Below are 25,597 nucleotides of genomic sequence, written 5' to 3' on the forward strand. Positions count from 1 at the left end.
ATGGCCACTGCACCAGACCCGTCCAGGGACCCGTCCAGGAGAACCGTCCTTGCCACGGGCACGGCGATCGGCGGAGCGCTGGTGGTGGGCGCCGCCGGTGCGATCCCCGCGCAGGCGGCGCCCTCGTCCGCTCTCGTCGGGGCAGACTCCCTCACCGCGCCCGAGGACTCCTGGCGCACGGTCCTCGACGACGCCGACCTCGTCTGGCAGAAGATGCCGAAGACTTGGTACGAGGGCCCGTATCTCGGCAACGGCTACCTCGGCTCCGGCATCTACGCCGAGCCCGGAGGCAAGAACGCCGTCCGCTTCAATGTCCAGCACTCCGAAGTCCAGGACCACCGCCCGCAGTTCGGCTCCCTCTTCGGCCTCGCCCGGCTGCCCATCGGCCACTTCACTCTGGAGCCCGTCGGCGCCATCACCGGTCTCGACTGGCGGCTGCGGCTGCGCGACGCCGAACTGACCGGCACCATCACCACCACGGCGGGCACCCTGCGCCTGCGCGCCTTCGTGCACACCAAAACGTCCGTACTCGCCGTCGAGATCACCCCGAGTGAGGGCGAGAAGAACTTCCGCTGGGTCTTCCACCCGGCCGATGCCATCAGTCCGCGCGCCGCCTTCCGTCCGCTGCCCGACGGGTACACCGGCAACCCGCCGGCCGTCGTCGAGCGCCACGGCGAACTGACGGCCGCCGTCCAGCCGTTGCTCGCGGGCGGCCAGCATGTCACCGCCTGGCGGGAGCGGACCCAGGACCAGAAGCGGACGCTGTACGTTTCCGTCGCGCACTCGTTCCCGAAGACGACCGCCCGCGACCGGGCGCTGCGTACGGTGCGGGGCGCGTCCTCGGTTCCGTACGACGTACTCGCGCTCCCCCACCGCACCTGGTGGGAGCGCTTCTACCGCAAGAGCTTCCTGTCGCTGCCCGACGCGCGGCTGCAGCGGTTCTACTGGATCCAGCTGTACAAGACGGCAGCGGCGGCCCGGCGCGACGCCCCCGTCATGGCGACCTGCGGCCCCTGGCTGGAGTCCACCCCCTGGCCCAACACCTGGTGGAACCTCAACGTCCAGCTGGAGTACTGGCTGATCCAGGGGTCGAACCATCTCGAACTCGACGCCGTCACACGGGCGCTGGGCGAATTCCGGGACCAGCTGACGGCCGAGGTCGCCGCCCCCTACCGCGGCGACTCCGCGGGCATCCCCCGCACCACCGACACCCGCCTGGTCAACGGCGGCGCCACCCCGAACGGCAACGGCTACGGCGTCGGCATCCCCGGCCAGAACCCGCCGACCCCCGAGGTCGGCAACCTGGCCTGGGCGCTGCACAACGTCTGGCTGACCTACCGTCACACCATGGACCAGTCGCTGCTGCGCGACCTCCTCTTCCCGCTGCTGCGCAAGGCGGTCAACTACTACCTGCACTTCCTCGGCCCCGGCCCGGACGGCAAGCTGCATCTGCCGCCGACGTTCTCGCCGGAGTACGGCGTGGACGCACCCGACTGCAACTACGACCTCATGCTGTTGCGCTGGGGCTGCCGCACGCTCATCGACTCGGCCGCCGAACTGGGCATCTCCGATCCGCTGGAGCCCCGTTGGCAGGAGGTCCTGACCAGACTCGTCCCCTATCCGGTGGACGCGAACGGCTACATGATCGGCGCCGGGGTCCCCTTCGCGAAGTCGCACCGTCACTACTCGCATCTCCTCGCGGTCTATCCGCTGTACGAGATCACCGGCCGCACGCCGCAGGAGCGCGCCCTGATCGAAAAGTCGCTCAGCCACTGGGTCAGCTTCGAAGGGGCGCTGCAGGGCTATACGTTCACGGGCGCGGCGTCCATGTCCGCGCTGCTGGGCAAGGGCGAGGACGCACTGAAGTATCTGGGCGAGCTGATGACCCGCTTCATCCAGGCCAACACCATGTACAAGGAGTCGGGCCCGGTCATCGAGACCCCGCTCTCGGCGGCGCAGTCGCTGCACGACATGGTGTGCCAGTCGTGGGGCGGGGTGATCCGGGTCTTCCCGGCGCTGCCGGCGGCGTGGCGGGAACTGGTCGTGCACGACTTCCGTACGCAGGGGGCGTTCCTGCTCAGCGCGGTACGGGAGGCGGGCAGGACCCGCTGGATCCGGATCACGAGCGAGGCCGGCGCGCCGTGCGTCGTACGACACGGCATCGAGGGCGAGATCGAGGTCCGCGACGGGCGGGACGGGCGAGGCGGTCGGCTGCGATGGGAGGAGGCGGGCGACGGCACGATCCGCATCCGGCTGCGGAAGGGCGAATCGGCGCTGATCACGGCGCGGGGGGACCGTCCGGACCTCCGCATCCGCCCGGTGAAGCCGAACGCGCCGGCCCCGGCGTGGGGGCTGCCGGCCTGACCGGCGTGTACTGACCGGGCGTGAACCTGACCGGCGTGAAACCGGGCTGAGGTCCTAGGACTCGCCTAGGTCCCGCATCCGATGCGGCAGACGAGGTACGCGTGTGAGGCTCTTATTCATGACCGAATTCAGCGAAGCCGAGCGCGCGTACCTCTCGTCCCAGCGACTGGGCCGGCTGGCGACCGTCGACCCGAAGGGCCAGCCGCAGGCGAACCCGGTCGGTTTTTTCCCGCAGGACGACGGGACGATCCTGATCGGTGGCTATGCCCTGGGCACGACGAAGAAGTGGCGCAACCTGAAGGCGAACCCGAAGGTGGCGCTGGTCGTTGACGACATTGTGAGCTTCCGCCCGTGGAAGGTACGCGGAGTGGACATCCGGGGCGAGGCGGAACTCCTGACGGAGCCGCACGAGTTGGGGCCGCACTTCAGTGAGGAGCTGATCCGGATCCACCCGAGGAAGATTCACAGCTGGGGCTTGGAGGAGTAGGGGACCTGTTCCCCACCCCGCCCCTTCCCGAACTGGGGCACGCCCCAGACCCCCGTACGGCCCTTCGGGCGTTGTCCTCAATCTCCCCCAGACGTCCGGGGGAGATTGAGGAGCGGGGCCCGGGCCGAGCCCCGAAAATCAGCGCACGCGGCCGCGCTTCGCCTGCATCGCCGCGCGGCCCGCCGCGCCCTTCTGCTTCCAGTCGCGCCGAATCTCCGCCCGCACCCTCGCGTCCGTCTTCGCGACAATGCGCTGGTTCTCCCGGAGCAGCTTGCGGTAGCTCTCCAGCCGCCGCTCCGGCAGCGAACCGTCCTCGATCGCGGCGAGCACCGCGCACCCCGGCTCCGCATCGTGCGCGCAGTCGTGGAAGCGGCACCCCTCGGCGAGCTCCTCGATCTCCGAGAAGACCTGGCCCACACCGGCCTCCGCGTCCCACAGCCCGACCCCCCGCAGCCCCGGGGTGTCGATGAGCACGCCCCCGCCGGGCAGGACGAGGAGGTTGCGGGTCGTCGTGGTGTGCCGGCCCTTGCCATCGGCGTCGCGGGTGGCCTGAACATCCATCACGTCCTCGCCGAGCAGCGCGTTGGCGAGCGTCGACTTGCCCGCACCGGACGCCCCGAGCAGCACGCTCGTACCGCCCGACACGACTGCCGCGAGCACGTCGACGCCCTCACCGGTCGCCGAACTTACGGGCAGCACCTGCACCCCCGGCGCGGTCGTCTCCACGTCTTGGACGAGGTACGAAAGCCCGGTCGCATCCGGTACGAGGTCCGCCTTGGTGAGGACGACCAGCGGCTGCGCCCCGCTCTCCCACGCCAGAGCGAGGAACCGCTCGATCCGCCCGAGGTCGAGCTCGACGGCGAGCGAGACCGCGATGATCGCGTGGTCGACGTTGGCGGCGAGGATCTGCCCCTCGGAGCGGTTCGACGAGGTGGAACGTACAAAGGCGGTACGGCGCGGCAGATACGTCCGTACGAAACGGGGATCGCCGACCCGGTCGACGGCGCCCCAGTCACCGGTGCAGACGACCCGCAGCGGATCGTGCGGCGTCACGAACGCGGTGTCGGCGCGGACCAGCCCGTCGGCGGTGACGACATCGCACTGGCCGCGGTCGACCCGTACGACCCGGCCGGGCAGCAGCCCCTGCTCGGCGTACGGAGCGAACTCGGCGGCCCAGCCTTCGTCCCAGCCGTAGGAGGCGAGGGCGTGCTGGGCATCAGAAGTGGAAGACGGGTTGAGCGAAGCGTTGGACAAGGGAAACCCTTCGAAGGGTGGCCCCGGCAACGCGCTGAGCGCGCACGGAAGATGAGTGGGTGTCAGCCGGAGACCACAGGGGTGGAAACGATGATGAACTCCTGAATGCGGGCAGCGCCCGTCGCCGTGACAGTCATCAATGTCCTCACCTCCTGCTTCCTCAACGAACCAACGTGTCCTTCCGGGAGCGACCCACGGCCGCGTCCGGGAACGAAGGAACGGTAACCCCGCCCCGCGATGCGACGCCAGCTGTTTACCGCGGACACCTCGGCCTCGCGGCGCCGCAGTCAGGGGAAGCCCCCTGGAGTGACGGACGCAGCTACAGTTCTCGGGCGGCCGAGAGCTGTGCTGGGTGTGGCGGGTGATGCCTGGTGCGGATGCGGATCTCGGTTGGACTGGGTCCGGGGGCTGGGCACGGTTGGCAGTGTGTAGGTGTGAGGGGGCGGCGGGGGCGTGGAGTTGCTGGACGGGTCGGATCCGGGTGCTATTGGTGGCTATCCGCTGCTGGCGCGGCTGGGTGAGGGTGGCATGGGGCGGGTGTATCTGTCCCGGACGGTGTCGGGGCGTCCGCTGGCGTTGAAGACGGTGCGTGCCGAGTTCGGGAGGGAACCGGGGTTCGAGGAGCGGTTCGCGCGTGAAATCCGTAACAGCGACCGGGTGCGCTCCCCTTGGACCACTGCGGTGGTGGACTACAGCCCGGTGGGGCAGCGCCCGCAGTGGCTCGCCACGGAGTACGTGGCCGCGCCGTCCCTGGCGGAGTGGGTGCAGCGGTACGGCCGGCTGCCCGAGCGGTCCGTACTGGCCCTGGCAGCTGAGCTGTGCGGGGCGCTGGGGGCCGTGCATGGGACGGGTCTTGCGCACCGGGATGTCAAGCCGTCCAATGTGCTGTTGGGCCGCCGTAGTCCATTGCTCATCGATTTCGGGATCGCGCGGGCTATGGAGGACTCGCGTCATACGCGGACCGGCGGTGTGATCGGTTCTCCCGGTTATCTGGCGCCGGAGCAGGCGAGTGCCGGGGGGTCGGGTGCGCCGGCTGATGTTTTCTCCCTGGCTGCGGTGCTGGTGTACGCGGCGACCGGAATGGGCCCCTTTTCCCGCCGGGACGAGGAGGTCTCGGCCGCGGTGTTGCTGTACCGAATCGTGCACGAGGAGCCGATTCTCGACGGGGTTCCGGCGTCCCTGATTTCGCTGCTTCGGTCCTGTCTGGCCAAGGACCCGCAGCAGCGGCCGACGGCCGGCGCCATCGGCGCGCTGCTGGAACGCCTGGGCGGCCGCACCGGTACCTGGCCGCAGCTGCTGCCTGAGGCGCTGGAGAGGGATATCGCGGTGCGGGAGGGGGAGGCGCACGCATTGGTCGCCGCCCCAGCGCAACTGCCGCCTGTGGCGGCTGCGTCAGGTGCGGCTGCGGATGCCCCGGCTTCCGGCGGCGCAGGGACCGCCGCCCCGCCGGCCATCGGATTCCTGCGACGGCGTTTGTCCGGCCGTACCGCCTGGGCGATCGCGGGGACAGTCACCGCGTCCCTGATCGCGACGGCGGGGACGCTCGTCCTGCGGCATCTGCCCGGCGATGATGCATCCGGCGGGACGCCTTCGCCGTCTTCCACCGTCGCTTCTCTGCCCGCGGCCTGGGCGGGTACATGGGTCGGCACCGGCCCGGGCACCCCATCGGCCGACGGCGTCACCCAGGCCCGGACCAACGGCTTCGCCGTCACCTTGACCCTCCACCGGGCACTGCGAGGTGCACTGGCGGGCAAGCAGGTCAGCCACGTGACCGAAGTGGGCACCGGCCGTGAGCTGGGATGCACCGAGGCTCTGCGACTGCAGGAGGTACGCAGGACATCCATGGTCTTCGAGGCGGCCACCAACCATCCCACCGACCAGTCGGCCGCCGTCTCCTGCCCGAAGGGAAATATCTACGTCGTCACGATGACCGGCCGCGACACCTTGGACCTGGGCGAGGAAGGGGCGCAGTCCGCCGGCGCGCCGTCCACCCTCACCCGGCGCTGACGGGGACGGCCGTCGTGCCGGTGGAACCGCTGTATACCCAGCCTGGCGGTAGCGGCCAAGACGACTCGCCGACACCCCCACTCCAGCCGGGCCGGCACCTCGGCAACTCGACCTTCCGGCCAACGCGACCGTCGCGCCGGTCATCGACGCGATAACGGCATCCTGGTCGTGCAGGAGCCCGCCGGCGAACTGCATCAGCGAGGGCAAGTCCAGCGCGGAGCATGCGGCGACCGACCCCGGTCGGATACGCGCTCCGGATGTGCGTAGCCACTGCTGCCCATGATCTTCTCCTCACTCATATGAGTGCCATCAGGTCCTGCACGCCACCGCTGACCACCGCCGTCACGGGCATGCCGGCCTGGTCGAGCAGGCTCGCCGCGATGATCGCCCGGCGACCGCTTCCGCAGACTGTCCATATCTCGCGGTCCCTGGGGATCTCGTCGAGCCGCCCGGGCAGTTCGGCGAGGGGCACGCCGAGCGTGCCCGGAATTCCGCCCTCCGGGCGCATGGGCCGGACGTCGAGCACCCGCACCTCGGCGATGCGCGCGGCCAACTCGGACACGTCCGCAGTACCGAAGGCACGCAGCGGGCGGCCGTCGGACTGCCAGGCGTGGATGCCTCCCTCCAGGTAGCCCGCGACGTTCTCGTATCCGATCCGCAGCAGCTGGGTCATCGCCTCGTCGGCCGCCTCCTCCTCGGCCGGCTCCGGCAGTACCAGCACCATGCGTGTGCCGAACGGCACAACCTCGCCGATCAGGCTCGCGAAGCGGTCGTCCAGCTCGTCGCAGAGCGACCCGGGCACATGGGCCGCGGCGAAGGTTCCGCGGTCACGCCCGTCGACGATCTGCGCCCCTCCCGCGGCCATTCCTTCCGCCATGCCCGGCGTCAGCGGCCCAAGAGCGGGCGGCCCACCGAGTACACCCGGTCCGAACCGGTTGATCGGTGCCATGTACTGGTAGTAGGCGGGGTACGGCGCCGGGCCGGACAGCCGTTGGCTGATGAACTCCTCCTCGTCCTGGGTGGTCAGTGCGGGGTTGGTGCGCCGCTCGGCGCCCACGGTGGTGGTCCTGTCCTGCGACACCGGTCCGGCCGCACAGGAGCTGCCCGCTCCGTGCGTCGGCAGCACCCGGGTGGCGTCCGGCAGCAGCGACAGTCGCCTCAGCGAACGGAACTGCGCCCGGGCGAGCTCTTCGGTGTGGTCGTCACCGGACAGGTCGGTACGGCCGGCGCTGCCGACGAGCAGGCTGCCTCCGGTGAAGACGGCCGTCGGCACCGGTTGGCTGTCTTCGAAGACGAGGTACGACGTGTGCTCGACCGTATGCCCGGGTGTCTCCATCGCCCGGACGATCACGTCTCCGACGGCGATCTCGTCGTTCTCCGCCAGCGGCAGGTGGTCGAAGGCGTACGGCGCCCGTGCCGGGCCGGCCACCGTGGCGCCGGTCGCCGCGCGGACCTCCAGCGCACCGGAGACGTAGTCGTTGTGCACATGCGTCTCCAGGGCGTACCGGATCCGTACCCCCCTGGAGGTACAGGACTCCATCAGTGCCCAGCTGTCCCGCTGAGGGTCGACCAGCGCGGCCTCGTCTCCGCTGACCAGGAGGTAGCTGGTGTCACCGAGCGATGCGGTGGTGATGATCTCGATCTCGTTCATGCCGTCACCCTGCTCCGCCGTCGTTCCCTAGGCGTTCCCCCTGTTTCAAGCGTTCCCCCTGTTCGTCCGCGGCACGACTCGGGTGTCCAGGCCGTGGCCCAGGGTCCATGGGGAATTGCCGATGCGGGCGCGGGTTACTTCAAGGCTAGGTTCGTCCCCCGAAAAGCCAGGCAAGCCCCTTGACTAGAACAGAATGGGGAGGAAACTGGTCAATACACCGGACAACCGGAAAGAGCCGCAATACCTATGGAGACGTCCATGGGCGGCGTGACCCTATTCTCGGCTCTGGCCAGGCCCCCGGCGGAATCTGTCGGTATCGGAGCCAGCAGCGACGACTGAGACTCACGACATCGACAAGGACTTGCCGGGGACTGTCGTGTCCGCAGCCATGCCGCGGCCCTCGCGTGGTCTGCCGCGGCCCTCGCGTGGTCGAGGGCGCCCCAGTCACCGGTGCTGATGACCCGCAGCGGATCGTGCGGCGTCACGACCGCGGGAGCAGGCTCCACAGGAAGCCCGTCCTCCCCCACCTCAGGCAGGGCCCGCATGCGACGCTCCGTGCGGCCCGGCTCGTGTCCGCGTGCCGGGGCCGGGGCCTGCTGCTGGTCGCCGCACGTCACCCTCACGCGTGGTCCGGGTGGCGCTGCCGCCTGCGCGGGTGCTTGCTGGTCCTAGTCGTCCTCGGATCGGGTGACGCAGGGACAGGGAGAGGAGCGAACGACCGCCCATGGAGACGAGACATCAGTCGTTGCGCACTCCACGAGCTGCGGGCCTGGTGGGGATCATCTTCGCCCTGTTGCTGGCCGGCGCCATCATTCTGGTCCGCCTGTCGATACCGGACGAGCCGAGCGACGGGGGCAGCGACTGGTTCATCGATCCCTCGCGTCGGCGCACGGTTCAGACGGCGCTCGACCTCATCCCATTCGCGGGCATCTTCTTCCTCTGGTTCATGGGCGCTGTGCGCGCACGTATCGGAGAAGCGGAGGACAAGTTCATCGCCACTGTCTTCATGGGCAGCGGTCTGCTGTTCGTGGCGACTCTTTTCGGGGCCTCGGCGGCAGCCGGAAGCCTGCTGGCCACGGCTGATGGGTCCGGGGCGGGCTCCAACGAGCAACTGTCGTCATTCGGCCAGCACTTCACCTACAGCCTTCTGACGACCTACTCGATGCGCATGGCCGCGGTATTCGTCTTCTCGACCTCCTCCATCGGGCATCGGCTCGGAGTTCTTCCGCGCTGGCTTTCCCTCCTGGGCTATCTCGTCGCCCTGACACTGCTCTTCGTGACGGACAGCATCGCCTGGTCCGAACTGGTCTTCCCCCTCTGGGCGCTGATTGTCAGCATCCACATTCTTGTGGCCAGCTTCCGCCCTCGGCCCGCACCAGCCGTCTCCTCATGACGAGCCATTTCCCGAGCGTTATCGACCGATAACTCCTTTGGCCCGCTGTGCTCGCGGAAGCACAACAACGCTCGCATGCTGGGGCAGGGACTACTGAAAGGGCGGCCCCCTGATGAGGCTTGTCGTCGATCTCAACCGGTGCCAGGGGTACGCGCAGTGCGCCTTCCTCGCACCCGATGTATTCGCCATGCACGGCGACGAGGCGCTGTTGTACAACCCGCACGCCGACGATTCACAGCGGGAGCACGTGGCGCGCGCCGTCGCGTCGTGTCCGGTCCAGGCCATCTTGGTGGACGACCTGGGCGATGCGGCCGCCACGGTGAAGGAGGGCCTGTCCAGTGGCCAGTGACGGGTTCTTGGAATGGATGAGGCGTGAGGGGCGGATCGTGATCGTGGGCGCTTCCCTCGCCGGCCTCCGGGCCGCGGAGACCCTGCGGGAGGAAGGCTTCACCGGTTCACTGACGCTGATCGGCGACGAGCCCTACGAACCGTACGACCGGCCGCCGCTCTCCAAGCAGGTCCTGCTGGGCAAGGCGACCGCCGACCGCACCGCACTGCCCCGGCGTATGGCGCTCGACGCAAACTGGCGGCTCGGTGTCGCCGCAACCGGGCTGGACATGGCGGCCAAACGGGTGCGCCTGGCCGACGGCGACGAGGTGGAGTACGACCGGCTGCTGATCGCGACCGGCGTTCATGCCCGGCCATGGCCGCATGAGGCAGAAGCCGACCTGGACGGGGTCTTCGTACTGCGTACGCGCGACGACTCGGCCGGTCTGCACCGGCGGCTGATGGCCGCGCCCCGCCGGGTGCTCGTCATCGGTGCCGGCTTCACCGGCTCGGAGATCGCATCCGCCTGCCGCGAGCGCGGGCTGCCGGTCACCGTCGCCGAACGCGCAGCAGCGCCTCTCGTGGGCGCGCTCGGCGGCGTGGTCGGCCAGGCGGCCGCAGAGCTGCAACGCGAACACGGCGTGGACCTGCGCTGCGGAATCATGGTCACGGGGTTGGAGGGCGACTCGGCGGGACGCCTGCGGAGCGCCCACCTGTCCGACGGCACCACCATCGACGCGGATGTCGCGGTGGTCTCGCTCGGCGCGACGCGCAACACCGCGTGGCTGGCGGAATCCGGACTCGGCGCCGGCCCGCGCGGAATCGCCTGCGACGCCGGATGCCGGGCCTTCGACGTCCGGGGCATCGTGACCGACGACATCTTCGTCGCCGGCGACGTCGCACGATCCCCGCACGCGCTTTTCGGGTACCAGTTCCTGTCCCTCGAACACTGGGGCAATGCCGTCGCACAGGCCGAGATCGCGGCGCACAACATGATCAGCGCCAGTTCGGACCGCCGTCCGCACCTGTGGGTGCCGGCCTTCTGGTCCTCCCAATTCGGGGTCAGCATCAAGTCGGTCGGCGTGCCGTCCCTGGGCGAGGAGGTCCTCATCGCCCAAGGGTCACTCGCCGAGCGCCGCTTCACCGGCGTGTACGGATACCAGGGCCGCGTCATCGCCGCCGTCACCTTCGACCAGACGAAGTGGCTGGAGTTCTACCAGCGGCAGATCGAAACGGCCGCGCCGTTCCCGCCGGCATTCCCCACGGTGGACCGCCGTCCCGAAGGTCTGCGGCCGGTCCCGGCCGACTTCCCCGACCCCTCACTGCCCACCCACGGGCCGTCTGTCACCCTCAGCGGCTACTCGCCGACCGACCGGCGGATCACGTTCACCCCTGCCCGAGCCTGACCGCGGCACGGGGCACCCGGAAGCCCGCTGTCCAACGCCCACAAGGACGCCATCATGACGCAAGGCATGCTCCTGCGGCAGATCACCGATCACGCCAACCGCGCCGACCCCTATCCCCTGTACGCCGAGCTCCGCAAGACGCCGGTGTCCCAACAGGGAGACGCTCTGTTCGTCGTCAGTACCTACTGGGAGATCAAGAGCCTGCTGCACGATCCGCGGATCAGCTCGGACGCCCGTAACCTCTCGCCCCAGGCCGCCGGCGCACTTCCCCAGCAGGAAGAGGAGACAACGGCTCTGCCGCCCGCCTTCCTGAAGCTCGACCCTCCAGAGCACGACCGGTTGCGCCGTATGACGATGCACCCGTTCGGACCGCCGCACACACCCCGGCGCGTCCACAACATGCACGGCGAACTCGCCCGGATCGTTTCCGACCTCATCGACGGCTTCGGAGACCGGGACCAGGTCGACCTCGTCGACAACTTCTCCTACCCCTTCCCCGTGACCGTGATCTGCCGACTGCTCGGGATTCCACGCGAGGACGAGGCACGCTTCCACTCCTGGGCCGACACCATCGCCGCCAGCCTCGACCCGGACCCGGACCAGGACCCCGGCGAGCGGCTCCGCGTCACCCAGCAGGCCCGCACCGAACTGGGCATGTACCTGTCCGGGCTCATCGACGAACGTCGCGGCGCACCCGGCGACGACATGCTCTCCGCGCTGGTCACCGACCATGGCCCGGACGGGCAGATGACCCCGATTGAGGTGCTCAGCACTGCTGCGCTGCTCCTGATCGCCGGCCACGAGACCACGGTCAACCTCATCACCAACGGCATGCTCACCCTGCTGCGCAACCCGGACGTTCTCAAGCGGCTGCGGGACGAACCCCGCCTGGCCGTCCCGCTCGTGGAAGAACTCCTGCGCTTCGAGCCCCCTGTGCAGCTGCTTCCACAGCGCACCACCCTCGCGGACATCGACATCGCCGGCACCACCATCCCCAAGGGCGCGTCCGTCTGGCTCGTCCTGGCCTCCGGCAACCGGGACCCGCAACGGTTCCTCGACCCCGACCGGTTCGACCCCGACCGGAAGGACAACCAGCACCTCGGCTTCGGCAGCGGCATCCACAACTGCTTCGGCGCGCCCCTCGCCCGCCTGGAGGCACAGCTCGCCCTGACCGAGCTCGCCCGCAGGCTCGACAACCCCCGCCTGCTGGAGGACCCACCCCCCTACCGCCAGAACGCCGTCCTGCGCGGACCCCGCCACCTGAACATCGCGTTCGACGGCTTCCGTGCCTAGCGAAGCTCTGTGAGGCGAAGACCTGTTGTCGCGGAGCCTCCTCCATCGTCTCCTGTGCGACCCCGCCGCCCGAGTGGGCGACGGGGTCGCCGTCGCGATGTCCGACGACGACCCCGGCGCCGCACCGACCGCGCTGCCCACGATCACGCCGCGGCATTCGCGCCTCAGCGGTTGGCGTGCTCGGCCCACACCCCCTTGAGCACCGCCCGGCCGAGGCGCAGTTGGCCCAGTCGGGGGGACGTGAGCGGCCATTCGCGCACAGTAGGTATCCATCCGCTCACTCCATGTGGCGAGCGCGGATGATCGCCCATAGCTTCGCCTCATGACGAAACGACAGATCAGATGCCTCGCATGCATCTCAGTAATCATGGTCACCGGACTGGGCGCCGCGGCGCCGTCCACCGGACCGGCCAGGCACACGGTGTATCCGGGCGAATCGATTCAGGCGGCGGTCGACGCCGCCGCGCCGGGAGACACAATCTTCCTCTACCCCGGCACCTACCGAGAGAGCGTGCTCATCACCAAGGCGGACCTGACCCTGCGCGGGTCCGGCAGGAGCACGGTCATCATGCCGGGGCCCGCTGCCACGCCGACCGCCAACACCTGTGCGCAGAGCGGCAACGGCATCTGTGTGATGGGTACGGCGGCCAAGACCGTCGACGGGGTCAGCATCCGCTCACTCACCCTCTCGGGCTTCAAGAAGAACGCCATCTGGGCGTCCGGCACCGACCGGCTGACGGTCAGAAGGGTGCTCGCCGAGAAGAACGGCATCTGGGGCATCGCTCAGCAGAAGTCCACCCGGGGTGTGTTCCGTGGCAACGTCGCGCGGGACAACGGCGACGCCGGCATCTTCATCGCCAACACGGTCGACGAGGAGGGCGGGGCGACCGACACCATGGGTGCGGTGGTCGCGGACAACGTACTGATCGGGAACCGGATCGGAGTCACGGTCAGGCGGGTCCGTAACCTCACCGTCCGCGGCAATGCCATGACCGAGAACTGTGCCGGCGTGTTCGTCGTGGGCGACGAATCGAAGCCCGCGGCCGGCGCGATGACCGTACGCGGCAACATGATCTACAAGAACAACAAGTTCTGCGCCGCCACCCCGCGCCTGCCCGCCATCCAGGGCTCCGGCATCGTCCTCACCGGTTCCGAGGCGACCGTCGTCCGCTCGAACCAGATCCTGAACAACGTGGGCGCAACGCCGCTCTCCGGCGGAATCGTGCTGTTCAAGAGCTTCGTGGGCGCCCAGAACACCGCCAACGTCATCCAGAACAACCAGGTGCAGGGCAACAAGACGGCGGACCTGGTCGACCAAGAAGGGGGGACGGACAACACGTTCCTCAACAACGTGTGCCAGGAATCCGCCCCCGCAGGGATGTGCTGACCGGTGTTCCCCGACACCCGGAGAATCGAGGCGGTATGACCACCGTTACCCCCAGACCAGCGTCAACCTTCGAGTCCACTCCCCAGTCGGCCATGCGCATGCGGGAGCTCGTCTTCGGAGCGGCATGCGCCGCTGCCGTGCGTGCTGCGGCCCGGCTGGGTGTGGCCGACGCACTCGGCGACGCGCCGGCGACCGCGGAGGAACTCGCGGCCGCGCTGAACACCGAACCGCAGCCCCTGCGCCGGCTCCTGCGCGCCCTGTCCTGTTACGGCGTCTTCGTCGAGACCGAGGACGGGACGTTCGCCCATACGGACATGTCCCTCATGCTGCGCGAGGACGCCCCCAACAGCCTGCGGTACATCGCCCTGTGGTGCACGGAGCCATGGACCTGGGACGCGTGGCCGCGGCTCGACGACGCGGTGCGTTCGGGCAAGAGCATCTTCCACGAGCTGTACGGCAAGGGGTTCTTCGAGTATCTGCACCAGGACGCGCACGAGTCGGCCCATGTCTTCAACCGCGCCATGACCACCTCCAGCGTGCAGTCCGCGCTGGAGGTCGCGGAGCTCCTCGACCTGACCGGGATCCGTGTGGTCGCGGACATCGGGGGCGGCCAGGGGCATGTGCTGGCGAGTCTGCTCGAGAAGCATCCGGACGTCCGGGGCACCCTGCTCGATCTGCCCGACGTGGTGGCGAAGGCGGACCCCCGGCTGCGGGCCGGCGGCTCGCTGGCGGAGCGGGTGCGCATCGTTCCCGGGGACTGCCGGGAGGACATCCCGGTCGAGGCCGATCTCTACATCGTCAAGAACATCCTGGAGTGGGACGACGAGAGCACACTCAGGACGCTGGGGAACATCGTCACGGTGGCCCGCCCGGGCGCCAGGGTCGTCGTCATCGAGAATCTCGTCGACGACACTCCCTCGATGAGGTTCACGACGGCGATGGACCTGCTTCTGCTCCTCAATGTCGGCGGTGCGAAGCACACCAAGGCAAGCCTGGTGGACAGGATGACCGAGGCGGGCCTGCTCGTCGGCGAGATCCGTCCGGTGAACGCGTATCTCCATGCGTTCGAGGGCGCCGTGCCCGAGTGAGACCCTGCGGCACACTCCTACGGCACAAAAGCCCCGGGCCCGGCACAGAGCCGGGCCCGGGGCAATTGTTGTGTCAGGCCGCTCCGTCACGCTCCCACCGGTAGAACTGGCGGGCCATCGCGTCCTTGGGGGTGCGCCAGGTCTCCGGGTCGTACGGGCTGACGAAGGCGGTGAGCCGGTCGCTGATGTCCCGGAACGCCGGATGGTCCGTCACCTTCGCGATCTCGGGGCCGGGGGGCCGCTCGGATTCGATCAGGTGCAGATACACGTCGCCGAACTGGAACAGGCTGCGCCGGGCGACCCCGACGAGGTGCGGCAGTTCGCCGTTGTCGGAGGCCTCGAACAGCCTGGCGATGTCCGGGGCCGACTCCGGCGCCATACGGGCGACGATCAGGGCTTGGTGCATCGGGGAGCTCCCTTTCTCTCTCAGGTCCCTTGCCCGGGGTTCAGTTGGCGGTGACCGAGGCGGAGCGGCTCTCGCGGTCGCGCTGCTCGATCTTGTCCCGGATGAGTTCCATCTGGACGCGGGAGTTGCGGTTGATGTTGTCGGTCATCCAGTCGTCGTCGACCGGGGCGTCCGGCTTCATCGCGAAGTCCTGCGTCCAGTGCATGCGCGTGCCGCCCGGGACCTCCGAGTACTCCCAGAGGATGTCCATGAACTGGAAGGGCCCGGTCTCGACGCGGCGGGCCCGTACCTTGCGGCCCTTGCGGTCGGTCGTACGCTCCGAGACCCAGCTCCAGACCGTGCCGTTGTCGTCGGGGTGCATGGTCAGGCGGAAGGTCGTGGTGCTGCCCTCCCGGGAGAGGATCTCGACCGACGCGTACTCGCTGAACAGTTGGGGCCAGTTCTCGATGTCGTTGGTCACCTCCCAGACGAGGTCCAGGGGGGCGGCGACGGTGATCTCGTTCTCGGTGTGTCCGGGCACTTCAGGCTCCAGTCATGAGGGTGTTGTTGACGAGGTCCACGAACTCCTGGGGGGTCTTGCAGCGGTCCGCGTCAGGGGGCAGCGGACGGCCGTGCCGGTTCTCCAGCTCGCCGACGATGCCGAGCAGGCCCAGCGAGTCGAGGCCGAACTCGTCGAAGCGGGCCTGGGGCCGGCTCGCCAGGTCGACGGGGTCGACGGTGAGTCCGGCGCCCTTCTTCATCAGGGCGGCGAGTTCTTCGATGGTCAGTCGATCGGACATGGGGACTTCTCCTTCTCACGAGGGGGTGTCGGTGGCGCTGCGCAGCACCAGCGCCGCGTTCGAGCCCATCAGCCCGCGGCTCAGCACCAGCGCAGTCCGCAGCTGCGCGGGGCGGGCCTTGCCCGTGACGACGTCGAGGTCGTGGCACACGTCGAAGACGTTGGGCGTGGGCGGTACGAGGCCGTGCTCCATGGCCAGCACCGCGGCGGCCGTGTCGAGCACGGGGCCTCCGCAGTAGGCCCGTCCGGTACCGGTCTTGGGTGCCGTCACCGGTACGCGCCGGCCGTGTGCGCCCAGCGCGTCGGCGATCGCCAGCGCCTCGGCCCGGTCGGCCTCCGGCACGCCGAGCGCGTCCGCGAAGACCACGTCGACCTCCTCGGGCGCGCACTGGGCCTCCGCCAGCGCACCGCGGATCGCGTGGGCCAGACCCTCCCGGGACTGCTCCCACTGGGAAGGCCCGGTGAAGGTGGCCGCGTGCCCTGCCACCAGGGCGCGCGGCCGGGCGCCTCGGCGGCGGGCCGCCGCCGCCTCCTCGACCACGAGCATCGCTCCGCCTTCGGCGGGGACGAAGCCACAGGCGTCGGAGGTGAAGGGCCTGTAGGCGCGTGTCGGGTCCTCACAGGTGCTCAGGTCCTCGTACCCGAGCTGGCAGACGACCGAGTACGGGGCGAGCGGGGCTTCCGCGGCGCCGACGACGACGGCGTCGGTGCCGCGTCGTACCGCCCTTGCGGCGTGCGCGAACGCGTCGAGTCCACCAGCTTCGTCGCTGGCGACGACGCCGCAGGGTCCCTTGAAGCCGGCGCGGATGGATATCTGGCCGGTGCTGGCCGCGTAGAACCAGGCGATGGACTGGTACGGGCCGACGAAGCGGGAGCCCTGGCCCCACAGCCGCTGCAGTTCACGCTGTCCGAATTCGCCGCCGCCGGACCCGGCGGCGGTCACCACACCAACGGCGAAGGGCGAGCCTTCGTAGTCGGCGCGGCCGAGCCGGGCGTCGTCGAGGGCGAGATCGGCCGCGGCCATCGCGAAGTGCGTGAAGCGGTCGGTCTGGACGAGGTAGCGCTCTTCGATCAGCGCACCGGGGTCGAAGTCGCGCACCTCCCCCGCCACACGGAGCGGCAGTTGCTCGCAGCCCTCGCGGGTGACCCGGTCGAGGACGCTGGTGCCCGCCTGGGTCGACTTCCAGAAGACTTCGGTGCCGAACCCGTTGGGGGCGATGACGCCGATGCCTGTGATGACCGTCTGCCGGGCTTCTCCGGAGCTCATCGCGCCCTCCCACTTGGCCGGGTCAGGACGACCGCTGACTGGAATCCGCCGAACCCGCTGCCGACCGAGAGCACGCTGCGCAGCTTCCGGGGGCGGGCGGTGCGCGGCACGTAGTCCAGGTCGCATTCGGGGTCGGGGGTCTCGTAGTTCGCCGTCGGCGGCACTACTTGCCGGTCCATGGCGAGGACGCAGGCCACGAGTTCGATCGCTCCGATGGCGCCCAGTGAGTGGCCCACCATCGATTTGATCGAGCTCATGGGCGTCTTGTAGGCGTGGTCGCCCAAGGAGCGTTTCACCGCGGCCGTCTCGTGCCGGTCGTTCTGTTTGGTGCCCGAGCCGTGCGCGTTGACGTAGTCGATCTCGGAGCTGTTGATACGGGAGTGATCGAGGGCGCTGTTGATCGCCTGGGCCATCTCCAGTCCATCGGGGGTCAGTCCCGTCATGTGGTAGGCGTTGCCGAAGGTGGCGTAGCCGCCTATCTCGCAGTACACCCGCGCGCCGCGGGCCCGGGCGTGCTCCAGTTCCTCCAGGACCAGTACGGCGCCGCCCTCACCCATGACGAACCCGTCCCGGTTGGCGTCGAACGGCCGGGATGCGTGGGCCGGGTCGTCGTTGTTCGGCGAGGTCGCCTTGATCGCGTCGAAGCATGCGACCGTGATCGGGGAGATCGGTGAGTCCGACGCACCCGCGACGCAGACGTCGAGCCGGCCGTCCTGGATGGCGTGGCAGGCGTAGCCGATCGCGTCGAGCCCTGAGGTGCAGCCCGTCGAGACGGTCTGCACCGGACCGTGGGCGCCGACCTGTTCGGCCACCGCTGAGGCGAGGGAGCTCGGTGAGAACGCGCGGTGCAGATGCGGTCCGGCCGGCCGGTGGTCCACGTCCCAGCGCTCGCCCTTGCCGCTGACCGCGACATAGTCGTGCTCCAGGCGGGTGGTTCCACCCACCGCCGTGCCGAGCGAGACCCCCATACGCCAGGGGTCCTTCTTCTCCGGATCGATGCCGGAGTCGCGTATCGCCTCCTCGGCGGCCACCAGCGCGAACTGGATGTACCGGTCCGAGCGCGCCACCTGCTCCCGGTCGAGACCGTGGGCCCCGGGGTCGAAGTCGACCTCGGCGGCGATGCGCGAGCGGAAGCCCTCCGGGTTGAAGAGCGTTATGCCGCGCGTCGCCGTACGGCCGTTCGCGAGCAGGTCCCAGAACGCCTGGGCGCCGACTCCGCCGGGGGCGACGATACCGACCCCGGTGACCGCCACCCGCCGGCTCACGAAACGACCCCAGTCCGTTCCGGCGGCCTGCCCTGCTCGGCGCTTCCGGGGTGTCCGGTGTCGTTGTCGTCGGGCCGCTCGTTCTCCTCCGTGTCGACGTGCCCGAGCTCCGGGCGCGGGGCGAGCGGGCCGAGGTGGAAGACCATGCGGGCTTCCACGTCCCCGACGTTACGGAACCGGTGGCGCACGTTCAGGGGGATCAGGAGGCCCTGATCCGACCGCATCGGGTGCGTCTCACCATCCAGATCCACCTCCAGAAGCCCGTTCACCACGTACACGAACTCCTCGGAGTACGGGTGGTAGTGCTCGCCGATGCGTTCGCCGGGCTGCACGATGGCAAGGCCCATGAATCCACTGGTGGCGCCCACCGCGGTCGGGGTGAGCATGGCGCGCAGGTCGCCTCCGCGCCTGCGGTTGGGCTGGGTTTCGCTGAGGTCCACGATGCGTGGGCGGTGCGTGGTCATGAATGGTTCCTCCAGGTGCTTGCCCCCGACGGCTCGGCCGGTGGCCGTGATGGCCGGACGCGCGGTTCAGGATTCCGGCGACGCGATCCGGTCGGTGATCAGGTGCATTTCGGAGTCCGCGAGGAATCGCGACATCTCCTTCTTGGTGGTCGGCATGCCGTCCTCGCCGTTGGCGAGCAGCCGGGCGAGGGTGGCTGCCTTGCGGGGTCCGCTGACGCCGAGCGCCAGGGCGGGCTGCGCGTCGAGCTTGCCGCTCACATCGACGAGGCGGACGACGATGTCGTCGCGCTGGAAGATGGTGCTGCTCGCGATGGGGCTCTGTGGGTTCTCGGCCGCCGCCTCGTCCTGCTTGGCGAGCAGCCGGGCCAGCGCCATTCCGCAGCCCTCCTTGGCCGGGTAGTAGAGCGCGTGGCGGCTCAGCTCGGCGGGGTTTCGCCCGTCGCCCGCCACATGGTGGACCGCCGGGAGAGCCGCCCGGGTGAAGAACATCCGGGCGGAGTCGGGGTCCTCAAGGTCCCGGTCCTGTTCCAGATACGGGTTGATGGCTTCCTCCACGGCCCTGACCTCGGGCTGCCTGGCCACATGGCGCAGTCCGGCGAGAAGGTCGCCCTGCACCTCGATCGCCCGCACGACACGGTTGCCGTGCATGAAGAGGGAGGTGCGGCGCAGGTGGGTGTTCTCGTCGACGCGGGCCGCCGGGGAGGTGTACCCGGACAGGATCTTCGCGACTTCCTTCTCGCTGCCCGGCTTCACCGTGAAGGTGAGGGCATGCCGTACGACGCCGTCGCCGACCCGGGGTGCGGCCTGGAGCCTGCCCTTGAGCTGTGCGGGTGTCTCGGTGAAGGCCTGTCCGGTCTCCCGCAGGACGCTGAAGCGCAGCGAGCGGGTGTCCCGTACGCAGTTGTGCAGCGGCTGAACCGTCGTCACGTGCTCCTCGCTGTTCACCCATGCGAGGAAGGGCGGGGCGCCCTCCCATTCGCTGGTGATGAGCCACTGCGAGGGGTTCTCGATCGACTGGCACAGCTGGTCGCTGATGTGGCCAGGGACCGATGCGACCTGATTGCGCAGATGCTCGTACGCCTCGAGGAACTGGTTCTGTGCGCCGTCTTGGAGGTCCAGCAGCAGCACGACCCGAAGCCTGGAGCCATCGAAGGCGGACTGCGATATCCGTTCCGACAGGGTTGTCATCGTTCACACTCCTTATCGACAGCTCGGCCGCCACGTGCCGTGGCTCCTCGTCCGTCGTCGGTGGAATCCGCCCGGGTTTCAACCACCCTGCGGATACGGACGGTCCGCCTCCCTGGCTCGGGTGGCGCTCCCGCAATTGATCGTGGTCCGGTACTTCGACTGGCGCGAGAGCTGAGAACCAAGCGGGTGAATGGGCGAGGGAACCGTTCCCCCAGAGGGCATGAAAGTTCCATCCCCCCGGGCGGCAGGAGCTGGAGCGACTCATGGCAGATATGGAAGAGAACGTCGACCACCGCGTACCGGTCCTCATCGTGGGCGGCTCCTTGGTGGGCCTGTCCACGTCGCTGTTTCTGGGCCGCCACGGCGTCAGACATCTGCTGGTCGAAAAACACTCGGGCACCTCGATGCACCCGCGCGGACGCGGCAACAACGTGCGGACGATGGAGCTGTTCCGGGGCGCCGAGGTGGAGGCGGACATCCGGCAGGCCGCGTCGGTCCTCGCGGACAACCACGGCATCCTGCAGGCGGGCTCGCTGACCGGCGACGACCAGGAGTGGCTGTTCAAGGAGATCGACCCCGGCGGCGGGCTGGCCCGCTTCAGCCCGACGACATGGTGCCTGTGCAGCCAGAACGACCTTGAACCCGTGCTGCTGGACCGTGCCCGCGCGCAAGGCGGCGACGTGCGGTTCTCCACCGAACTGCTGAGCTTCGAGCAGGACTCGACGGGCGTGATGGCGGTCCTGAAGAACCGGGACACCGGTGAGCACAGCACCGTGCGTGCCGACTATCTCGTCGCGGCCGACGGGCCTCGTAGCCCCGTCAGGGAACAGCTGCGCATCGGCCAGACCGGCAACGGCGATCTGTTCCACAACGTGAGCATCGCCTTCCGCTCCCGTCGGCTCATGGACGCGGTGGGAGACCGGCGCTTCATCGTCTGCTATCTGACCAACCCCGAAGCGGACGGGGCCCTGCTGCCGGTGGACAACCGGGAGCTGTGGGTGTTCCACGCGCCCTGGCACCCCGAGCGGGGCGAGGCACTCGAGGACTTCACCGACGAGCGCTGCGCCGAGCACATCCGCAAGGCAACCGGTGCGCCGGGCCTGGACGTTGAGATCACCGGCAAGGCGCCGTGGCACGCCGCGGAACGGGTTGCCGGGAGCTACTCGTCAGGCCGGGTCTTCCTGGCCGGCGACTCGGCCCACGAGATGTCCCCGACCGGGGCGTTCGGCTCCAACACCGGCATCCAGGACGCCCACAACCTGGCCTGGAAGCTCGCGCTGGTGCTGGACGGATCGGCGGGTCCCGGGCTGCTCGAGACGTACGACGCGGAGCGGCGCCCGGTGGCGCGCGCGACGAGCGAACGCGCCTCGTCCCGCTCGGCGGAACACAGCCACCCCGGCTACGCACCCGCGGTCACCCCGGGCGGCGGGCGCAAGGGCGGGATCCTCTCGGTGGCGATGGGTTACAGCTATCTGCACGGCGCGGTCCTGGGCGTCGCCCCGGACCGGCCCATCGTGCCGGAGCGCATGGAGCTGATGGGCGCACCCGGCACCCGCGCCCCGCACATGTGGGTCGGCGGGCCCACCGGGCGGGTGTCCACCCTGGACCTCTACGAGCGGTCGTTCGTGCTGCTCAGCGCGGCGGGCACCGCGTGGCAGGCAGCGGCGCGGAGGGTCGCGGAGCGGCTGTCCGTGCAGTTGGACGCGTACGCGGTCGGTGCGGGTCCGGACGCCGATCTGGTCCCCGAGGGCGATGCAGACTGGGCCGCAATGCACGGCACCACGCCCGAGGGCGCGCTGCTGGTACGCCCGGACGGCTTCGTGGCCTGGCGTTCGCCGGGCGCCGTCCAGGATCCGGAGGCGACGCTCCACGCGGCGATGAGCACGCTGCTGAGTCGCGCCTGACCGACGTCCCGCTACCCCACCCAGGCGCAGATCCGCGGGCCGGACCACACTAAATCTGTGGCGAACCCGTCGCGCGTGCGGCCTTTGCGCTCTACGGTGCGCAGATAGCTCTGCGTATGGGGGAGGTGTAGAACTAGGACATGGCCGCACGCTACGGCCGCCCGCGCTCGGTTCTACGGATGCGAACTGTCGCAGGCCAGGTCTTTCTCCTGCAATTGGCGATCGTGGTGTTGCTCGTCGCGGCCGCCATGGTCGCGCTCGTCCTGCAGTCCAGGTCCGACAGCGAGCGCGAGGCCCGCAACCGGTCGGTCGCCGTCGCCGAGACCTTCGCCAATTCGCCGGGCATCGAGGCGGCACTGAAGAGTCCCGATCCGACGGCCGTGCTCCAGCCGCGCGCCGAAGAGGCCCGTAAGCGGTCCGGCGTCGACTTCATCGTCGTCACCAACACCGACGGAATCCGCTACACCCACCCGCTGCCCGACCGGATCGGGAAGAAGTTCGTCGGCAATCTGGGGCCCGCGCTGGCCGGCGGCGTCACGACCGAGAAGATCATCGGGACGATCGGGCCGCTCGTCCAGGCGGTGGTGCCGGTCAAGGGACGTGATGGCTCGGTCGTCGGCCTGGTGTCCGCCGGGATCACGATCGCGCATGTCAGCAATGTCGTCGAGGAGCAGTTCCCCCTTCTGTTCGCGGCCACCGGGGCGGTGCTTCTCGTCACCACCGGCGGTACGGCACTGGTGACCCGACGGCTGCGCCGCCAGACCCACGGCCTCGGCCCGGCCGAGATGACCCGGATGTACGAGCATCACGACGCGGTGCTGCATGCCGTACGCGAGGGCGTGCTCATCGTCGGCGGTGACGGGCGGCTGCTGCTCGCCAACGACGAGGCGCGCAGGCTGCTCAATCTGCCGTCGGACGTGGAAGGCCGCCCGGTCACCGAGCTCGGCCTTGACCCGCTCACCGCCCGGCTGCTCGCCTCCGGGCGGACCGCCACCGACGAGGTGCATCTGGTCGGGGACCGGCTGCTCGCCGTGAACCAGCGGCCGACGGACCAGGACGGCGGCCCGCCGGGCAGCGTCGCGACGCTGCGCGACACCACCGAGCTGCGGGCGCTGACCGGGAAGGCGGATGTGGCACGGGGGCGTCTGAAGCTGCTGTACGACGCCGGTACGGAGATCGGCACCACCCTCGACGTGGTGCGCACCTGCGAGGAGCTGGCGGAGTTCGCCGCGGCCCGGTTCGCCGACTACGCCACCGTCGACCTGGTGGAGGAGGTGCTGCGCGGCGAGGAGCCGACTGCCGCGGGCACCAACCACGACATGCGGCGTATGGCCTTCAGGGGACGGCGGGACGACACCGCGCTCTACCCGCTGGGCAAGCTGATCCGCTTTGTGCCGTCCACGCCGCTGGGTTTCGGCATCCGCAGGGGCGAGGCGGTCATGGAGGCCGATCTGACCGCGTACGCCGGATGGCAGGAGCAGGATCCGGTGCGGGCCAGGAAGCTCGTCGAGCACGGAATCCACTCGATGATCGCGGTGCCGTTGCGCGCCCGCGGCGTGATTCTGGGCGTGGCGATGTTCTGGCGCTCCGAGAAGCCCGAACCGTTCGAGGAGGAGGACCTGTCCCTCGCGGAGGAGCTGGTCGCGAGGGCCGCGGTCAGCATCGACAACGCCCGCCGTTACACCCGCGAGCACACCATGGCGGTGACCCTCCAGCGCAGTCTGCTGCCGCGCGGCCTGCCCGAGCAGAACGCCATCGACGTCGCCTACCGCTACCGGCCCGCGCAGGCCGGGCTCGGCGGGCTCGGCGGTGTCGGCGGGGACTGGTTCGACATCATCCCGCTGCCTGGCGCCCGGGTGGCGCTCGTGGTGGGCGACGTCGTGGGCCACGGCCTGCACGCCGCGGCGACCATGGGCCGGCTGCGGACCGCGGTCCACAATTTCTCCAGCCTTGATCTGCCGCCCGACGAGCTCCTGTGGCACCTCGACGAGCTGGTCGCCCGCATCGACCAGGACGAGACCGCGGACGGCACGGAGGGGGTCACCGGAGCCACCTGCATCTACGTGATCTACAACCCGGTGTCCGGACACTGCACGATGTCACGGGCCGGCCATCTCCAGCCCGTCATCGTCCACCCGGACGGCACCGCGGTCTTCGCCGATGTGCCCGGCGGCCCGCCGCTCGGGCTCGGCGGACTGCCCTTCGAGACCCTGGACCTTCAGCTGCCCGAGGACAGCCGCCTGGTCCTGTACACGGACGGGCTCGTGGAGGACCGCGACCGCGACATCGACGACGGCCTGGCGCTGCTGCGCCAGACGCTGGCGGAGCACGCGGACCGGAGCCCGGAGGAAACCTGCGAGGCGGTGCTGAAGGAGCTGCTGCCGGAACGCCCGCGCGACGACATCGCGCTGCTCGTCGGCCGTACGCGCGTCCTGGACTCCAGCCGGGTGACCGACTGGGAGGTGCCGTCCGACCCGTCGGCCGTGGGCGAGGTGCGGTCCGCCGTCTCCCGCAAGCTGGCCGAGTGGGGTCTGGAGGAGGAGGCCTTCACGACGGAGCTGATCCTCAGCGAGCTGGTCACCAACGCGATCCGGTATGCCACGGGCCCGATCCGCGTACGGCTGATCCGTGACCGCTCCCTGATCTGCGAGGTCTCGGACCACAGCAGCACGTCCCCGCACCTGCGCCAGGCGGCGACCACCGACGAGGGCGGCCGGGGGCTGTTCCTGGTCGCCCAGTTCGCGGAACGCTGGGGCACGCGGTACACCTCGGACGGCAAGGTCATCTGGACGGAACAGCCACTGCCGGCCGAGGGGCAGTGAGCGTGGGTGTCAGCCGGCCTCCGGGCCCAGCGGGCGTCCGCACCTCATGTTCCAGCGGCCCCCGCGCCCGGTGAGTTCCGTCAGGGTCAGAGGCGCGACGTCCAAGCGCCAGAACGCCTCAGGTGGCAGGGACAGAGCCTGCACGATCGCCGCCCGCGTCACCGCCGGGTCGACGACCGCGAGGACACGGCCCGCGTCGGGCGGGAGCGACTCCAGCCACGCGCCCACCCGCGTGCACAGCGACCGCAGCGACTCGCCGCCGTGCGGTGCGCACGACGGGTCACTGAGCCACGCCGACACCGACTCCGGCTCGCCGGCGCTCACTTCGTCCAGTCGTCGCCCACGCCAGCGGCCCAAGTCCCAGTCGCCGAGGGCCTCGGCGGGCTCCGCCCGCAGGCCCAACTCGGCGGCTGTCTCCCGGCAGCGCGCGGACGGGCCGCTCAAGAGCCGGTCGGCGCGAGGCAGCGCACCCGCGGCGGCGCGGGCGCGGCGTGCTCCCGACGCGTCCAGCGGCGCGTCGCCGTCGAAGCGGGCCTCCCGCAGCGCCGTGTTCGTCGCAGGTGAGACCAACATCACCCGTACCGTCATCCCGTGCGCTCCCCTCCCCTTCGCGGCCAAGGAACAAGCACATCATGGGCGTTCGGGCGCCCGTTCACGCGCCCCTGCGCCGTAGCGGTGCAGGCCCGCAAGCGGTACGGTCTCGTGGACATTGACGACGGTGTGACGGAAGCCCGGTGAGAATCCGGCACGGTCGCGCCACTGTGTACCCGTTCCCCGCGGGAAGTCAGACCCAGCACCTTCGTCTCAGGCACCACGATCGGGACGCGTGTTCCCCCAGGAGGTTCT

Annotated in this window: 21 protein-coding genes and 1 riboswitch; of the genes, 11 read left to right on the plus strand and 10 right to left on the minus strand. The window is 69.8% G+C overall.

All coding sequences use genetic code 11. The annotated features are described in order from the left end of the window. Together QFZ67_RS08210 and QFZ67_RS08215 are read left to right on the plus strand one after the other, a co-directional pair. Positions 1-2,364: a glycoside hydrolase family 95-like protein gene (locus QFZ67_RS08210; RefSeq protein ID WP_307660437.1), complete on the plus strand. Its 2,364-nt coding sequence runs from the start codon at positions 1-3 to the stop codon at positions 2,362-2,364. A gap of 118 nt (positions 2,365-2,482) precedes the next feature. Continuing rightward, positions 2,483-2,851: a PPOX class F420-dependent oxidoreductase gene (locus tag QFZ67_RS08215; protein ID WP_307660438.1), complete on the plus strand. Its 369-nt coding sequence runs from the start codon at positions 2,483-2,485 to the stop codon at positions 2,849-2,851. A gap of 138 nt (positions 2,852-2,989) precedes the next feature. Here the strand turns inward: QFZ67_RS08215 and rsgA are convergent, their stop codons facing one another. Next, positions 2,990-4,105, minus strand: a complete 1,116-nt coding sequence (gene rsgA / locus QFZ67_RS08220) for a ribosome small subunit-dependent GTPase A (RefSeq protein ID WP_307660439.1) — start codon at positions 4,103-4,105, stop codon at positions 2,990-2,992. Positions 4,106-4,558: 453 nt separating this feature from the next. Here rsgA and QFZ67_RS08225 point away from each other — a divergent pair, with 453 nt between their 5' ends. Beyond that, the gene (locus QFZ67_RS08225) at positions 4,559-6,112 is read left to right on the plus strand and encodes a serine/threonine-protein kinase (RefSeq protein WP_307660440.1); all 1,554 of its coding nucleotides are present in this window, start codon (positions 4,559-4,561) and stop codon (positions 6,110-6,112) included. Between the two features lie 295 nt (positions 6,113-6,407). On the opposite strand, the gene QFZ67_RS08230 is transcribed toward QFZ67_RS08225, so the two are convergent. Then, positions 6,408-7,763: a rhodanese-like domain-containing protein gene (locus tag QFZ67_RS08230; RefSeq protein WP_307660441.1), complete on the minus strand. Its 1,356-nt coding sequence runs from the start codon at positions 7,761-7,763 to the stop codon at positions 6,408-6,410. A 772-nt stretch (positions 7,764-8,535) separates the two neighbouring features. Here QFZ67_RS08230 and QFZ67_RS08235 point away from each other — a divergent pair. The 6 genes from QFZ67_RS08235 (at position 8,536) to QFZ67_RS08260 (ending at position 14,657) form a co-directional block, all read left to right on the plus strand. Next, on the plus strand, positions 8,536-9,156 hold the full coding sequence (locus QFZ67_RS08235; RefSeq protein WP_307660442.1) for a hypothetical protein: 621 nt from the start codon (positions 8,536-8,538) through the stop codon (positions 9,154-9,156). A gap of 112 nt (positions 9,157-9,268) precedes the next feature. Continuing rightward, on the plus strand, positions 9,269-9,505 hold the full coding sequence (locus QFZ67_RS08240; protein WP_307660443.1) for a ferredoxin: 237 nt from the start codon (positions 9,269-9,271) through the stop codon (positions 9,503-9,505). Further along, positions 9,495-10,889, plus strand: a complete 1,395-nt coding sequence (locus QFZ67_RS08245) for an NAD(P)/FAD-dependent oxidoreductase (RefSeq protein ID WP_307660444.1) — start codon at positions 9,495-9,497, stop codon at positions 10,887-10,889. The genes QFZ67_RS08240 and QFZ67_RS08245 overlap by 11 nt, the downstream gene beginning before the upstream one ends. A 54-nt stretch (positions 10,890-10,943) precedes the next feature. Then, a complete protein-coding gene (locus QFZ67_RS08250; protein ID WP_307660445.1) occupies positions 10,944-12,182 on the plus strand; it encodes a cytochrome P450 in 1,239 nt (412 codons plus the stop codon). A 322-nt stretch (positions 12,183-12,504) separates the two neighbouring features. Further along, entirely contained in the window at positions 12,505-13,569 is a 1,065-nt protein-coding gene (locus QFZ67_RS08255) for a nitrous oxide reductase family maturation protein NosD (RefSeq protein ID WP_373429967.1), read from the plus strand. A gap of 35 nt (positions 13,570-13,604) precedes the next feature. Further along, a complete protein-coding gene (locus tag QFZ67_RS08260; RefSeq protein WP_307660447.1) occupies positions 13,605-14,657 on the plus strand; it encodes a methyltransferase in 1,053 nt (350 codons plus the stop codon). 73 nt (positions 14,658-14,730) lie between these two features. On the opposite strand, the gene QFZ67_RS08265 is transcribed toward QFZ67_RS08260, so the two are convergent. The 7 genes from QFZ67_RS08265 to QFZ67_RS08295 form a co-directional block, all read right to left on the minus strand. Beyond that, positions 14,731-15,063, minus strand: a complete 333-nt coding sequence (locus tag QFZ67_RS08265) for a TcmI family type II polyketide cyclase (protein ID WP_307660448.1) — start codon at positions 15,061-15,063, stop codon at positions 14,731-14,733. Between the two features lie 40 nt (positions 15,064-15,103). Beyond that, on the minus strand, positions 15,104-15,583 hold the full coding sequence (locus QFZ67_RS08270) for an SRPBCC family protein (RefSeq protein WP_307660449.1): 480 nt from the start codon (positions 15,581-15,583) through the stop codon (positions 15,104-15,106). A 1-nt stretch (position 15,584) separates the two neighbouring features. Then, complete coding sequence (locus QFZ67_RS08275; protein ID WP_307660450.1) at positions 15,585-15,842, minus strand: acyl carrier protein; 258 nt, start codon at positions 15,840-15,842, stop codon at positions 15,585-15,587. A gap of 15 nt (positions 15,843-15,857) precedes the next feature. Further along, positions 15,858-17,108, minus strand: a complete 1,251-nt coding sequence (locus QFZ67_RS08280) for a ketosynthase chain-length factor (protein WP_307660451.1) — start codon at positions 17,106-17,108, stop codon at positions 15,858-15,860. Beyond that, positions 17,105-18,373, minus strand: a complete 1,269-nt coding sequence (locus QFZ67_RS08285) for a beta-ketoacyl synthase (RefSeq protein ID WP_307660452.1) — start codon at positions 18,371-18,373, stop codon at positions 17,105-17,107. Before QFZ67_RS08285 ends, QFZ67_RS08280 begins: the two co-directional genes overlap by 4 nt. After that, positions 18,370-18,837, minus strand: coding sequence for a cupin domain-containing protein (locus QFZ67_RS08290; protein WP_307660453.1), 468 nt, complete (start codon positions 18,835-18,837; stop codon positions 18,370-18,372). The genes QFZ67_RS08285 and QFZ67_RS08290 overlap by 4 nt, the downstream gene beginning before the upstream one ends. 66 nt (positions 18,838-18,903) lie before the next feature. After that, positions 18,904-20,025, minus strand: a complete 1,122-nt coding sequence (locus QFZ67_RS08295) for a SchA/CurD-like domain-containing protein (protein WP_307660454.1) — start codon at positions 20,023-20,025, stop codon at positions 18,904-18,906. A gap of 272 nt (positions 20,026-20,297) precedes the next feature. Here QFZ67_RS08295 and QFZ67_RS08300 point away from each other — a divergent pair, with 272 nt between their 5' ends. Together QFZ67_RS08300 and QFZ67_RS08305 are read left to right on the plus strand one after the other, a co-directional pair. Continuing rightward, positions 20,298-21,929: an FAD-dependent monooxygenase gene (locus tag QFZ67_RS08300; RefSeq protein ID WP_307665767.1), complete on the plus strand. Its 1,632-nt coding sequence runs from the start codon at positions 20,298-20,300 to the stop codon at positions 21,927-21,929. 140 nt (positions 21,930-22,069) lie between these two features. Further along, entirely contained in the window at positions 22,070-24,751 is a 2,682-nt protein-coding gene (locus tag QFZ67_RS08305; protein WP_307660455.1) for a SpoIIE family protein phosphatase/ATP-binding protein, read from the plus strand. Between the two features lie 9 nt (positions 24,752-24,760). Here the strand turns inward: QFZ67_RS08305 and QFZ67_RS08310 are convergent, their stop codons facing one another. Then, positions 24,761-25,339 (minus strand): histidine phosphatase family protein, encoded by a 579-nt coding sequence (locus QFZ67_RS08310; protein WP_307660456.1) that lies wholly within the window; start codon positions 25,337-25,339, stop codon positions 24,761-24,763. Positions 25,340-25,449: 110 nt separating this feature from the next. Beyond that, a riboswitch (adenosylcobalamin (AdoCbl) riboswitch) is annotated at positions 25,450-25,597 on the plus strand.

This window comes from Streptomyces sp. V1I1, from assembly GCF_030817355.1.
Lineage (GTDB): Bacteria > Actinomycetota > Actinomycetes > Streptomycetales > Streptomycetaceae > Streptomyces.

What these genes read in the sequence shown, in the direction of transcription:
- QFZ67_RS08295 (WP_307660454.1), bottom strand. Translation starts at nt 20,025, where the DNA reads ATGACAACCCTGTCGGAACGGATATCGCAGTCCGCCTTCGATGGCTCC.
- QFZ67_RS08240 (WP_307660443.1), top strand. Translation starts at nt 9,269, where the DNA reads ATGAGGCTTGTCGTCGATCTCAACCGGTGCCAGGGGTACGCGCAGTGC.
- QFZ67_RS08230 (WP_307660441.1), bottom strand. Translation starts at nt 7,763, where the DNA reads ATGAACGAGATCGAGATCATCACCACCGCATCGCTCGGTGACACCAGC.
- QFZ67_RS08290 (WP_307660453.1), bottom strand. Translation starts at nt 18,837, where the DNA reads ATGACCACGCACCGCCCACGCATCGTGGACCTCAGCGAAACCCAGCCC.
- QFZ67_RS08305 (WP_307660455.1), top strand. Translation starts at nt 22,070, where the DNA reads ATGGCCGCACGCTACGGCCGCCCGCGCTCGGTTCTACGGATGCGAACT.
- QFZ67_RS08255 (WP_373429967.1), top strand. Translation starts at nt 12,505, where the DNA reads ATGACGAAACGACAGATCAGATGCCTCGCATGCATCTCAGTAATCATG.
- QFZ67_RS08210 (WP_307660437.1), top strand. Translation starts at nt 1, where the DNA reads ATGGCCACTGCACCAGACCCGTCCAGGGACCCGTCCAGGAGAACCGTC.
- QFZ67_RS08280 (WP_307660451.1), bottom strand. Translation starts at nt 17,108, where the DNA reads ATGAGCTCCGGAGAAGCCCGGCAGACGGTCATCACAGGCATCGGCGTC.
- QFZ67_RS08215 (WP_307660438.1), top strand. Translation starts at nt 2,483, where the DNA reads ATGACCGAATTCAGCGAAGCCGAGCGCGCGTACCTCTCGTCCCAGCGA.
- QFZ67_RS08300 (WP_307665767.1), top strand. Translation starts at nt 20,298, where the DNA reads ATGGAAGAGAACGTCGACCACCGCGTACCGGTCCTCATCGTGGGCGGC.
- QFZ67_RS08260 (WP_307660447.1), top strand. Translation starts at nt 13,605, where the DNA reads ATGACCACCGTTACCCCCAGACCAGCGTCAACCTTCGAGTCCACTCCC.
- QFZ67_RS08250 (WP_307660445.1), top strand. Translation starts at nt 10,944, where the DNA reads ATGACGCAAGGCATGCTCCTGCGGCAGATCACCGATCACGCCAACCGC.
- QFZ67_RS08275 (WP_307660450.1), bottom strand. Translation starts at nt 15,842, where the DNA reads ATGTCCGATCGACTGACCATCGAAGAACTCGCCGCCCTGATGAAGAAG.
- QFZ67_RS08310 (WP_307660456.1), bottom strand. Translation starts at nt 25,339, where the DNA reads ATGACGGTACGGGTGATGTTGGTCTCACCTGCGACGAACACGGCGCTG.
- QFZ67_RS08265 (WP_307660448.1), bottom strand. Translation starts at nt 15,063, where the DNA reads ATGCACCAAGCCCTGATCGTCGCCCGTATGGCGCCGGAGTCGGCCCCG.